Source organism: Cobetia sp. QF-1 (genome assembly GCF_002213105.1).
Taxonomy (GTDB): Bacteria; Pseudomonadota; Gammaproteobacteria; order Pseudomonadales; family Halomonadaceae; genus Cobetia; species Cobetia crustatorum.
Genome location: NZ_NBVS01000001.1, coordinates 343,776 through 356,426, shown reverse-complemented (window position 1 = coordinate 356,426; position 12,651 = coordinate 343,776). Strand labels below are relative to the sequence as shown.

Below are 12,651 nucleotides of genomic sequence, written 5' to 3'. Positions count from 1 at the left end.
AAGACGCGAGAAATTTTTTACCGTAGCAGCACCGTCACTCCCAAGGAGGGTTTCATGAGTCACGATCTGCATGAATCGCTGCGCGACAATGTGCGTATTCTCGGCGATAACCTAGGACAGACTATCGCAGCCGACCTCGGCGATGATTTCGTTGAGCGTATCGAGCTGATTCGCGCGCTGGCCAAACGGGGCCAACAGGGCGATCTGGCGGCGCGTCATGAGCTGATCGACTATCTGCGCGACCTGCCGGACAGTGATCTTCTCCCGGTCACGCGCGCGTTCAATCAGTTTCTCAATTTATCGAACATTGCTGAGCAGCACTATCGCGGCCGCTTCAAGCGCGTTGAAGACTATCGCCCTGGTAGCCAGCCGGACCTGGGTGAGCTGATCACGCGTATTCGTGCCCGTGGCTTCAGCCCCCAGAAAATCGTCGAAGAACTCTCGGCGATGCGGGTTGATCTGGTGCTGACCGCTCATCCGACGGAAGTCATCCGCCGTACGCTGATTCAAAAATACGATGCCATCGAAGGCTGTCTGACGCAGATGGAAGGGGCTTGTGATCGCCCTGAACAGGCCACGCTTGCCCGTGCTCGTCTGAGTGAGCTGATCAGCCAGGCCTGGCATACCGACGAGATTCGTCACGAGCGTCCGACGCCGGTAGATGAGGCCAAGTGGGGGTTCGCGACCATCGAGAACTCGCTGTGGCAGGCCGTGCCTGACTTCCATCGTCAGCTGGATGAGATGACGCTGGAAGCGGCCGGTGAGCGTCTGCCGCTGGACGCTGCGCCAATTTGCTTTGCCTCTTGGATGGGCGGTGACCGCGACGGCAATCCCAACGTGACGGCGCGCGTGACACGTACCGTGCTGTTACTGGGGCGCTGGATGGCAGCAGACCTTTATCTGCGTGACCTTGAGCAGCTCAAGTCAGAGTTGTCGATGTGGAAGTGCTCCGCAGCACTGCGCGCTGAGGCTGGTGACGTGGCAGAACCGTATCGTGAAATTCTGCGTCGCTTGATTCTGCGTATGGAAAGCACCCGCGATTGGGCCAAGGCGGGTCTGGACGGCAAGCGCCACGAGGGTGTCGATATCATCGAAACCCGTGAGCAGCTCTATACGCCGCTGCTGGCTTGCTATCGCTCGCTGTGTGATGTCGGACTCGACACCATTGCCAATGGCGCGCTCCTTGATACCCTGCGTCGCGTCACCTGCTTCGGTGTGACGCTGACCAAGCTCGACATTCGCCAGGAAAGCACTCGCCATTCACAGGTCTTTGATGAGCTGACCCAATCGTTGGGCCTCGGTAGCTATTTTGATTGGAATGAGCAGCAACGTCGCGACTTCCTGGTCCGTGAGCTGAGTAACCGTCGTCCGCTGATTCCGCATCACTGGGAGTGTTCCACTGATACTCGTGAAGTCCTGGATACCTTCAAGGTTATCGCTCGCGAGCATCGTGAGGCACTGGGCACCTACGTCATCTCCATGGCCGGTCAGGCATCGGATGTGCTGGCAGTGGCGCTGCTCATGAAGGAAGCGGGAGGAGATGCGCGTCTGCCCATCGCACCACTCTTCGAGACGCTGGATGACCTGGATCGCTCAGGTCCAGTGGTGGATGATCTGTTGGGTATGCCGATTTATCGCGAGCATGCCGGTAATCGTCAAGAAGTGATGATCGGCTATTCCGATTCCGCCAAGGACGCCGGCCAACTGGCCGCTGCCTGGGCGCAATATCGTGCTCAGGAGACGCTGGTCGAGATCACACGCAATCATGGCGTCGAGCTGACCTTGTTCCATGGCCGTGGTGGCACGGTGGGTCGTGGGGGCGGTCCGGCGCATGCGGCCATCCTGTCCCAGCCGCCGGGATCGGTGACAGGCTCTCTGCGCGTGACCGAACAGGGCGAGATGATTCGCTTCAAGTTTGGTCTGCCGGATATCGCCAGTCGCTCCATGGAGATCTACGTGTGCGCCGTACTGGAGGCCAGTCTGTTACCACCGCCTGCGCCCAAGCAGGAATGGCGTGATGAGATGACTCGTCTGGCCGAGGTGGCTCACAAGGCCTACGTGGGTGTCGTGCGTGAAGATCCGAACTTCGTACCGTACTTCCGTGCCGTCACGCCGGAAACGGCACTGGCGCGTCTGCCACTCGGCTCGCGCCCTGCCAAGCGTCGCCAGGATGGGGGGGTTGAGACACTACGTGCGATTCCGTGGATCTTCGCCTGGACCCAGATTCGTTTGATGCTGCCAGCCTGGCTGGGTAGCGGCGAAGCCTTCTCCAAGCGCCTGGATCAGGACGGTGGGCTTGAAGTATTGCGCGAGATGATGAATGACTGGCCATTCTTCTCGACCTACGTAGACATGCTGGAGATGCTGCTGGCCAAGGCCGATCTGTCCACGGCTGCCTACTATGAGCAGCGGCTAGTCGACGAGCCAGCACTCAAGGCGCTGGGGAAATCTCTGCGCGACCGGCTGGAGCGTCTGGAGGCAGTGGTGCTGGAAATTCGCGATCAGCAGGCATTGCTCGAAAACATGCCGTTGATTCGCCAGGCAATCGACGTACGCAACCCGTATATTGATCCGTTGCATGGCTTGCAGGCTGAACTTCTGCAACGTAATCGGGATGCTGATGGTGCCATTTCCGCAGAGTTGACACGTGCCCTGATGGTCACGATGGCCGGGATTTCAGCAGGCTTGCGCAATACAGGCTGATGGGATCGGGATGATTGAACTGACCGGCTTTTGTTGGCTTGCGCCTGTCAGGCCGTTCCGGCGGGTTAGCATCCAATAGCGTTTGGCTAGAGCGTGAATGAAAAATCCCCCACTAGAGGCTTTCTATTGGGGGATTTTTTTGTCATGACGCTAAAACAATAGGTTCAGAGAAGGCCACTGGCACGCTCTGCGACAAGCGGCATCAAAAAGCGCTCACGTTGCCATGCCTCATCTTGATTGAGTGCTACCAGATGCAGGAGTTTGGTGAAGACTGCCTCTAACGTCATATCATCTCCAGAGAGCACACCGATGGTGGCGAGCCCTGCACCTGCCGCGTAATGGCCGATGCTCACCGGGCCATGTGGGCACTGACTGATACCGGCGAGCAATTTTCCTTCGCCACGGGCATCGGCCAGCACGCCGAGAAGCTCGGCATCCTCGGGCAGGTTGCCACTGCCCCATAGCTCCAGTACGGCGCCCTTTACCTGTGTGCGCATCAGTTGGACACGCACGCTCTCGGCGCTGATGCCGGGATAAAGCGGCAGGCGAATGATGGCGTCCTGACCGAGTCGCGCGTAATCCGGCAATTCAAACGCGGGGCCTTGATCATCCAGCAGACGCCCGGCATAAAGCACCACTCGGTCATCCACCCATTCTCCCAGCAGTGGCGCATTGGGCGTGGTGAAGCCGCGATGGTCCTGTGTGAACCACTTGCGGGTGCAGACACCGCGCAGTAGCTGGCCACCGAAGGCGACGACCACCTCGTTGAGCATCGGCTGAGCTGCCGCAGCCAGTGCCAACTCGACATTGGTCAGTGCATCACTGCCAGCTGCCTCAAGCGGAAGCTGGGCACCACTGACGACCACGGGGCGCGCGGTTCCCTTGAGCTGGAAGGCCAGGCTTGAGGCGGTCCATGCCAATGTATCGGTGCCTTGCAGCACCACGAAGCCGTCGAAGCTATCGTAGGCATCGGCGATCTCGGCGGCGATCGTCTGCCAATCGGCAGGGGTGGCTGACGAGGAGTCGATCAGCTGAGGAAATTCGCGCAGCGTGAAGATAGGCAGGCGGCTACGACGACTTGGCGAGAGTTGGTCCAATGCCTTGCGCAAGCGCTGATCAAAGTCACCGGCGGTCACCAACCCCTGCTCACTCTCCACCATACCTAGCGTGCCACCGGTATAGAGCACCAGAATATGTGTCTCGGGAGTCATCACGTCCACCTGCCGAAAATAAGAAAGCCGGCATTATAACGTATGCCGGCTCACACGTGCCTGTCAGTTGGTCGGCTGCAGCGGGAGGGGGGATATGCAAAAGTTAAAGCAAAGCGTTAGCTGATATTGCCACCACCGATGCGCACGTCTTCGTGATGTGACATGGCACTGAGGCATAGGGTGCGCACACCCTCCAACAGGCTGTCGAGGCTCATGGTCGGCAGACGGCCATCGAGACTCTGCTCGGGTAGGGCGGGGATGTGCACGAAGCCTGAGCGGATGGGGCTATCGGCCAGGTGACGTTGGATCCCGTAGAAGAGATGATTGCAGACAAAGGTGCCCGCACTATAGGACACGCTGGCGGGGAGTCCGGCAGCCTGAAGATCACTGACCATGGCCTTGATGGGGAGCGTCGTGAAGCAGCCATCAGGGCCGCCTGGTTCGACGGGCTCATCCACCGGCTGATGCCCACCATTGTCCGCAATGCGATAGTCATCGAGATTGATGGCAATCCGCTCTGGAGTGATAGCACTGCGGCCACTGGCCTGGCCCAGCATGATGACCACATCGGGCGCGTGCACGCCGATGGCCTCGACGACACTGTCGATGGCAGCGAAACGGGTGACGGGGACACGACACGCGATGATCTCTACTGAACCGTGCTCCCGGTCAGGCAGTGCCAGCCTCTGACCATCAAGTGCTTCGATGATATGGAGGGCGGGATTGACGCTGTCGGAGCCAAAGGGCTCGAAACCACAAAGCAGAAGACGAGGCATGGTGATATTTCCATGGCAGTGGCCTGCGCCACCTCAGGGCTGATAATCATGAGGTGGCAGGCGAGATGGTCGGAGTCTGGATTAGAACGCCAGCAGTAACATCAGGCTGATATTGGCGGTCAGCATGACCAGTGCCGGTACGATCTGGGTACGAATGATGTGATAGCGATCATCCAATTCCAGCAGGGCAGCCGGTACGATATTGAAGTTGGCGGCCATGGGCGTCATCAGCGTGCCGCAATAGCCAGACAGCATGCCCAGCACGCCGACGATGGCCGGATTGCCGCCATGCAGGGCGATGACCAGCGGATACCCGATGCCCGAGGTGATGACGGCGAAGGCAGCAAAGCCGTTACCCATCAGCATGGTGAAGATCGCCATGCCTAGGCAATAGGCGATGACACACGCCACCAGACTGGTATCCGGGACGACACTTGAGACGAGTTCGGCGATGGTCTGGCCTACGCCGGCCTGATCAAACAAGAGTCCCAGTGCTGCCAGAAACTGAGGAAGAATCGCGGCCCAGCCAATGGAATCTGCCAGGCGCCGCCCTTCCTGAAGCCCGGTGGTAGGGCGCTCGCGTAGCATCAACAAGGCCACGGCAAAGGCCAGCAAGGTAGCCACTCCAAGTCCTACCAGCGCACTCTGGCCAGTGGTCAGGGTGTAAATGAAGGTGCCAGCCGGAATCAGGAGCGCCGGAATGAAGAGCCGTGAGCCGAAGCGCTGCATGCGTGCCTTGCGGACCGTGTCACTCAGCTGGCCATAATTCCCAAGGCCGAGTTGTCCGGTAGCCGCCAGTAGCGCGAGCGCCAACATGGCCAGACCTACCACCACATCGGGTAGCCAGCCGCCAAAGGCCAGACTGATGCCAAAGATCATCCAGAAGGCACTTGTGCCCAGGCGGCGCGGGTGATCACGATCAGTGAGCGTCAGTACGGCAAAGGCCATGGTCGCGAGGCCGGTGATCAGATACAGAATGTCGATACCGCTCATGACTGACTCTCCCGTACTGAGATGGAATGAGTGTCCGAGCCGCTATCCGCACTTTCTTTTACACCACCTTCATACGACAAGTCAGGATATTCTTCGCGCAACAGGCGCTGCTCGCGGCGGATATTCCTGTCCAACCGGCGACACATGACGAACATCACCAGTAGCGAGATAAGGGCGGTTGGGATGGCATATAGCGCCATATCGGCAAGGCTGACACTGGCGTCACTTTTGTCCAGAACGCTTTTGATCAGCAACAGGCCACCGGAGGCGACAAAGATCAGCTGACTGAAAAAGTTGCCGAAGTTCTCACTGACAGCGTTCAGCACACGAATGCGCTGGCTTAGAGAGTGAAAGCGGGGCGAGGCGATGGCTGCGCTGGAGAGGTCTCGCTCAGCGGCACCGACGGACATGGGGGCGATCAACGGACGAATCATGGCCGGATGGCCGCCCAGCTGCAGGCCAAAGGCATTGGTCAGCTTTCGCAGCACGAGATAGCTTAAGGTGATGCGTCCGGCACTCGCAGCACGGAATTTTTGCACAAGACGTTCAGCCTGATCGCGCAGGCCATTACGCTCGAGTAGCCCGATGACGGGGAGAGTGATGATGAAGAGAGACACGGCACGATTCTGTGTGAATGCATGTCCCAGCGCCTCCAGAATTTCCGTGGGGGTCATGCCTGCCACCAAGCCAGAGCAGAAACCCGCGACGAGTACGACGAGCAATGCATTCAAGCGCAGAGCCAGGCCGACGACGATGACGACGACACCGATTAGCGACAGCATTGGCGACTCCTCGGAGTCTGAAAAAGACAAGCTGTGAGTCTCATTGGAAGATCTCTTATTGTTTTATTCATGTGTTGTAGCAGAGGGAGTAGGCACGCTGCTGGAGCATGCCTTGTCAGAGAGTAGGCGCAGCAGGTCGTTATCCAAATGAGACATTCGGAATATATAAATTAACCTGAACTAAATTATTGGCATAGCCTATCGAAAAGGCAGTGAATTACCCTTGAAGGCTGTCTTTAATGGCTGATATTCGCGTCTCTGCTCTGCATGAGAAAAGCTGCACTGCACAACACAGAAAAGGCCTCAAGGCTCCGCTTCATGGCGGGCCCTTGAGGCCTTTTGGGTAATGGCAATCAGACGAACCAGTACTCAGACACGTCGCGAGCAGATCAACCCTCGACGACTTCAGCACCTGTGGTTGGGTGTGCCTGAATACGTAGACGACGTCCTGCCTTGAGGCCGAGGATGGCGGCGGCGAGCAGGATCAGTGCGAAGAGGGCGGCGATGACACGTAGGTCATCGGTGACTTGCAGCAGGATACCGACTGCCAATGGCCCGAGTGCCGCGAGCATGTAGCCAGTGCCTTGTGCCATGCCGGATAGAGCCCCAGCGAGACGAGCATCGGCAGTGCGAAGCACCAGTAGTGTGAGAGCCATGGAGAAGCTGCCGCCTTGGCCGAAGCCCAGTAGTACGGCGAAGACCCAGCGTAGCGACAAGGGGCCGATCATGAGCCCCAGCAGTCCAATGGCGGTGCACGTCAGCAACAGCAATATAGCAGGGCGCTGATCGCGGCCCATACGGCCTATCACTGGTGCGAGTAGAGCAGTCAGTACCTGAGACATCACTGAGGCGGCCATCAGCCAGCCGGCCTCGACCTCACCAAGCCCGCGTTGCTGAAGCAGAAAGGGCAGCCAACCGAAGACGATATATGCCAGTGATGACTGACAGCCCATGAAGAGCGTAATGTGACGCGCCAGTGGTAGATGCCACAGGCGCGGCGCGGTGTTGTGGATGGTAGAAGTCTGCTCTGGCCACGGATGCGGCATGCTGATCCGCCACACTGACAGTGCCACGGCCACGAGTAGCACCCAGCAGGTCAGCGAGGCTTGCCAGCTATCCAGAAGATTGGCCAGCGGTACACTGAGGCCTGCTGCTAGTGCCGCGCCCAGACAGAGCGCCATGGTATAGACGCCCGTGAACAGGTCTGCTCGCTCGGGATGTTCGCGTTTGACGATGGCAGGCAGCAGAGTGCCGGCCACACCAATACTGCCGCCGCACAGTAATGTCCCGAGATAGAGCAGTACGGTGAGATCGCTGGCGCGTAGCCATAGCGCGAAGCCCAGCATGAGCAGTGCCAGGCTCAGAGTGCGTTCTGCCCCCAGGCGATTGGCAAGGCGGGGTGCCAGCGGTGCGAAAAGCCCCAAACAGACAACGGGTAGGGTGGTCAGTAACCCGGCTGCGAGTGTGCTCAGGCCAAGGTCTTGGGTGATACGATCCAGCAGGGGAGCCAGAGAAGACAGCGCCGGACGCAGGTTGAGCGCAACCAGTATCAGCACAAGCAGAAATAATGGGACGGGCATTCGGCGCATTGGACAGGGGATCCTGAGCAAGTGGACAGTGGTGCGAGGATGCCGGCATCACATTGGACTGTCTGCATTGAGTCGGGTTGGCACACTATGCTTTATATCAGTGAAACCGTATATGCGAAAACGCCCAGCAGATGCCGGACGTTTTGGAGAGAACAGGGATTCACTATAAACCTTCAGATTCAGGTCAATATTTGGGTTCTAGCTCTAGTTCACGCACCTGGCGTTCTGCTGTCTGATTATTCATGCTACGCGAAGGTGCATTCACGCTACGCAAGCCGTCGTGGTTTTTGGTGGCAATGCCACGCCATGATGACGCTTTATGAATGCGCTCCGAGCTTGACGGCGTAATGCACACGTTAGGTTGACGATGTGCCTTGGCGCGAATCATGGTCATGTCTTCGGTACTGAGCAGCATCCCCTGAGGGGTACGCTCCAGAATAAGGTGGCCTGTGAAGCGCCAACAGCGCATTGGAGTGTGAGCGACACGATAACGATGTCCACTCACTTCCAATGAGATTGCTTCTTTGAGGCGGCAGCCGGCAGGGTGGAGCGTGACGTCTTCCAAGAGAACCAAACGATTGAAATCGTTTGGTTCAAGCACTTGGTTACCATCATGCATCCGTACTGGGAATGCATGATTATCATGCATCAACTCACGTCGCTTATGGCTGACGCTACCGGCACCTTCAAGTACACCTGCGCCACACACATGCACCAGCTCGCCATCGATTTGCTTGATGACAAGCACTTCGACGTGACGTTGCTTGAAAAGATGGTTACGCAACGAGCGTAATGGCATGGCTGAAATCCTCTTCGACGCCATCCGATGGCTGGGCTTGCTTGTCAGAGCGCAAACGGTGGGCATGACGCCTACTAACTAGTTGCTCCGTACCACCGGACTGAACGATATCCAGTGCTGACAGGCTCATCATACGTCGTTTCGAGGCAGGTTTCCTGAATCTCGATCTCAGATGAGGGGATTTACGACTTATACATTTGGCCCAGATACTGAGCCTGAGCGCAAATATATAAAGTTATCAATATCTTGAGAAAGAGTTACTCGTACTTGCCTAATACTGCACGGCAGATGTCGGAAAAGTTTCGCGCTTCAGGCGGATGTTCCAGGTCTATGCTTAGTGCCTTACCGACACGTGAGGCTGCGATCAACCCACGAATGCTGTGCTGACCATGCTCATCCCGTTCTGTTACCAGCAGGTGAGACTCTCCGCTCTGACGCAGTGTTTCGACCAAGTCACCTACTCGTGCTCGCTTGAGATCTACAAGCGGAATACCGTGTAGCTCAGCGCGTGGCATCTGCACCATGTCGACGGTGATTTCATCGCGCTGGACATCGAAGCGCGTCATGGCACGCATTACCACACGACCACCCTGCAGCTCGCGGGAGGTCACGACACCGGTGAAGGTACCGTCATGATCGTGCACCAGCAGTAGACGAACACCTGCCTGCTTCATGGTCGCTAGTGCCTGCCCAATGGAGGCGCTGCCTTGGATACTGCGCCCTGCTGTAACGGCGAAGTCAGTAACTAGTTCGCTGGCTGGGCTATCCATCGTGATATCGCCAAGGGGCTGAAGTGGCAGGCGCGCAGAGCTGACCTGAGCAAGGTTATCGACCGTGAGGGTATGGTAGGCCGACGGGGCGATGGCATTCATGGACTAGCTCCTGTAACCAATAAACGATGAAATTCTATCTATTGTGAGTCATCTCTTGGTCGGGAGTTTCCTACAAGGTGAGTAACGTCAGGTTGCTCTTATTGCAACATTGACGGTCTGTTCGAATAGAAAATGCTGGCATCTGCTACCGAAGCGACGGAGAAAGGGTGTCCAGACGCAATAACGCCCGCCAGGGTTGCTGGCGGGCGTTATTGCGTCTAACTGAATCACATCATCTTGAGAAGATGAGGCCCGCATGGGACTTGTCTGATCAGATACTGTCTTTCAATGGGAGCATTACAGCCATTCCTTGAGATCGCCGCGGACAGAGTCAAGAAAGGTGATGAAGTCTGTTTGGTCATCGCCATCGCAACGATCGACCTTGCACGCCAATTTCATCTTGGTGCCGGCCACGATCTCGTCGTAAACCTCCAATGTGAGCTTCTCGACAGTTGCATTGACAGGCTCCTGCTCACCATTGGCCAAACTGAAGGTAGTGATCAAGGTGCCGCGCAGGCGTGTAGTACCGCCTTCGGCGACGATGCGACGCACCTTGAGCCAGCCCTCGCGAATCATGGTTTCGCCTTGAGCATCGCGTTGTTTGTAGATGGTGCGGTAACAGGCATTTTCTGAAACACCCTTGGCAGCCATACTCTCGTAGGCCTTTATCATGCGCGTGGCCATGGTGCCCACCTCAGCAATCTTGCGGCGGGCAGCACGGTGTTCACGCTCGAGGCGGTCTTGCTTGGAAAAACGCTGCCACAGGTGGAAATCGTGGGTCAAAGTGGTCGCGTCCATTGCATTCTCTCTTCTTGAATAAGGGGCTGACACCGTCATATCCAAACGGATGTCGTCATGAGGGCGTACAGGTATGCACTCTTTCTGCGTGAAGATGTCAGTAGAAGGCTACCGTTGACCTGACAGAAATGATGCATGTTGTTGATGAATGTCATCATCTCTAATCTCATCTGTGTTGCCAAGATGGACGCTCAAACCTGTAGAAGGTTCCTGCTGCTGTGCTGCTCTGGGTGGATTAGCGCTATCACGTCCATTCCGATGCTGTCAGCCAGTCATCAGACGTACAGGAGTACCACTCTGTAGTAACGCGACTATCTCATGGGCATCATCATGTCGCATGAATTACCGCGAAATAGGCCATGTAATGGGTGTGCCGGAGTACTCGTCATGTGAAAGTCTGTGAGATTCTCTACAAGACTGTTCTCTGAGATGCATAGATGTTTACGGATGGCTCGTGCTTGGGAACAGCGGAGGAGGCGTAGCAACATGGTGTACACCGAATGCCTCGCTCATCAAGGCTCTCGAGGGGCTGTGGGGGCACATCGTGATAATATTCGTACCTGATTAAAGTGCCGGACCATATTGCCATCTAATGCTGTTGCCTTACTGGCGGCCTCAATTTACGCATTATTTTCTAGATGGGCAATATTGAGTCGCTGCATGCTTTAAGTGATACGCAAAAGTGACTGGCACCACGCTTACCGCTGAAACGTCAGGTAAACTTATCATGTTCAGTCAGCATGAGGCGCGTACATGAGGCACACGGAAAGTGCCCGTTCAACGAGGAAGGGAACATGGCGAAATCTGATCGCCGTCGTACTGTTGAAAGGCCGAAAGGCATCTTTCATACGGCGTTGTTGAAATGGCGCTGGCCTGTTCCATTGCGACTGGCCGAGCGCCATGCCAGCCTTTATCAGCTTTTCATGTGGGTCTACATTAGCTCTCTTGGGTGCCACGTAGGCTACTTTGCTCTGCTGAGTCTGCAGCCCTACCCACAGCCCGTCGTGATTAACGTGTTCGGTACCTTGGCTAACGTGTTAGCCATTGTGCTGCATCGTAAGGGCTTCTTGAATGCCGGTCTGCTCATGCTAGCCGTGCCGATGTCGGTCAAGGCAGCATTATGGGAATATCAGTTAGGGGCTGGAGGTGGCTTTGAGTATTTTCATATAGTGGCAGTCTTCTTTATTTGTATTGCCCCAATGTCTCGATTTAATCGACTGGTATTTAGCGGGCTTCTGCTGCTCTTCTATATGGGGACACAATACTTTGTGAGTCCGATATATTTTGTTTCCTACGATTTCATGTCATTGGCCAGTATCGTAAATCTGGTTATCTCGGCAACCTTTATTGCGGTTGTGGCCGTACAGATTGGCTGGGAGGCAGAGCAGCGTGAAAAGCGCTATCGCCGAGATTTACGTCATGACCAACTCACTGGTGCACTCTCGCGCTTTGCCTTGCAGGAAGAGGGCGCGCGTATGCTCAAGCAGGGTGGGCTTGGCGTGCTGATGATTGATGTCGATCATTTCAAGGCGATCAATGACACTCAAGGGCATGCTATCGGTGATGAGGTGCTGGTGGAGTTGACGCAGCGCTTACGTCATCACCTGCGCGGCAGCGATCAGCTCTGTCGACAAGGCGGTGAGGAGTTTGTGGCGCTATGCCCTAGTCATGATAGAGGAGGGCTGCGTCATGCAGCGGAGCGCCTACTGCTTTCCATCAATAGTCGAGCCTTTACGCTGAGTAATGGGCAGTTATTGCGCGTTACCATCAGTATTGGTGTCGCCCAGGGAGGGCCTGCGTCTTCTGCGGCGTCGTTGTTGCCGGACCTCCTGCATCGCGCAGATCAGGCAATGTATAGTGCCAAGCGCCAGGGGCGTAATCGTGTTGTGTCTGCTTGGAATGCAGGGACTTCTGCAGTATCCAGTACTATTGTCCCCAGCGCTTCATCGTCGAACACTTCTGAGTCGGATATGACAGGGCCAGGTGCCTCGGCATTACAGCTTGCGCCACGCAATAGTACTGATGAGCAGCGAAGTGCCAGGGAGATTTATCTGTTGAAGCGGTAGGGCGGCCTTACTGGCCCCCTGCATTTCATGCCCGTTTTGGGTCGCGGCTTGCGTGATGTAAC

At 56.5% G+C, this 12,651-nt stretch carries 10 protein-coding genes; 2 read left to right on the top strand and 8 right to left on the bottom strand.

Annotation, left to right across the window (positions count from 1 at the left end; all coding sequences use genetic code 11):
• Nucleotides 1–54: 54 nt before the first annotated feature.
• On the top strand, nt 55–2,703 hold the full coding sequence (gene ppc / locus CFN46_RS01585; protein WP_024950498.1) for a phosphoenolpyruvate carboxylase: 2,649 nt from the start codon (nt 55–57) through the stop codon (nt 2,701–2,703).
• 164 nt (nt 2,704–2,867) lie between these two features.
• On the opposite strand, the gene CFN46_RS01580 is transcribed toward ppc, so the two are convergent.
• The 8 genes from CFN46_RS01580 to CFN46_RS01545 all read right to left on the bottom strand — a co-directional run bounded on the left by CFN46_RS01580 (nt 2,868) and on the right by CFN46_RS01545 (nt 10,523).
• Complete coding sequence (locus tag CFN46_RS01580) at nt 2,868–3,914, bottom strand: asparaginase (RefSeq protein WP_088742523.1); 1,047 nt, start codon at nt 3,912–3,914, stop codon at nt 2,868–2,870.
• Nucleotides 3,915–4,030: 116 nt separating this feature from the next.
• A complete protein-coding gene (gene pcp, locus CFN46_RS01575; RefSeq protein WP_024950500.1) occupies nt 4,031–4,690 on the bottom strand; it encodes a pyroglutamyl-peptidase I in 660 nt (219 codons plus the stop codon).
• A gap of 81 nt (nt 4,691–4,771) precedes the next feature.
• Nucleotides 4,772–5,683 carry a DUF979 domain-containing protein gene (locus tag CFN46_RS01570; protein ID WP_088742522.1) on the bottom strand — a complete coding sequence of 304 codons (912 nt, stop codon included), beginning with the start codon at nt 5,681–5,683 and terminating at the stop codon, nt 4,772–4,774.
• Nucleotides 5,680–6,465 (bottom strand): DUF969 domain-containing protein, encoded by a 786-nt coding sequence (locus tag CFN46_RS01565; protein WP_024950502.1) that lies wholly within the window; start codon nt 6,463–6,465, stop codon nt 5,680–5,682. The genes CFN46_RS01570 and CFN46_RS01565 overlap by 4 nt, the downstream gene beginning before the upstream one ends.
• Before the next feature lie 389 nt (nt 6,466–6,854).
• Entirely contained in the window at nt 6,855–8,054 is a 1,200-nt protein-coding gene (locus CFN46_RS01560) for an MFS transporter (RefSeq protein WP_088742521.1), read from the bottom strand.
• A gap of 184 nt (nt 8,055–8,238) precedes the next feature.
• Nucleotides 8,239–8,853, bottom strand: a complete 615-nt coding sequence (locus CFN46_RS01555; RefSeq protein WP_088742520.1) for a hypothetical protein — start codon at nt 8,851–8,853, stop codon at nt 8,239–8,241.
• Nucleotides 8,854–9,110: 257 nt separating this feature from the next.
• The gene (locus CFN46_RS01550) at nt 9,111–9,725 is read right to left on the bottom strand and encodes a CBS domain-containing protein (protein ID WP_024950505.1); all 615 of its coding nucleotides are present in this window, start codon (nt 9,723–9,725) and stop codon (nt 9,111–9,113) included.
• A 297-nt stretch (nt 9,726–10,022) separates the two neighbouring features.
• Nucleotides 10,023–10,523: a hypothetical protein gene (locus CFN46_RS01545; RefSeq protein WP_024950506.1), complete on the bottom strand. Its 501-nt coding sequence runs from the start codon at nt 10,521–10,523 to the stop codon at nt 10,023–10,025.
• 794 nt (nt 10,524–11,317) lie between these two features.
• On the opposite strand from CFN46_RS01545, the gene CFN46_RS01540 reads away from it, so the two are divergent.
• A complete protein-coding gene (locus CFN46_RS01540; RefSeq protein WP_176426393.1) occupies nt 11,318–12,589 on the top strand; it encodes a GGDEF domain-containing protein in 1,272 nt (423 codons plus the stop codon).
• Nucleotides 12,590–12,651 lie beyond the last annotated feature (62 nt).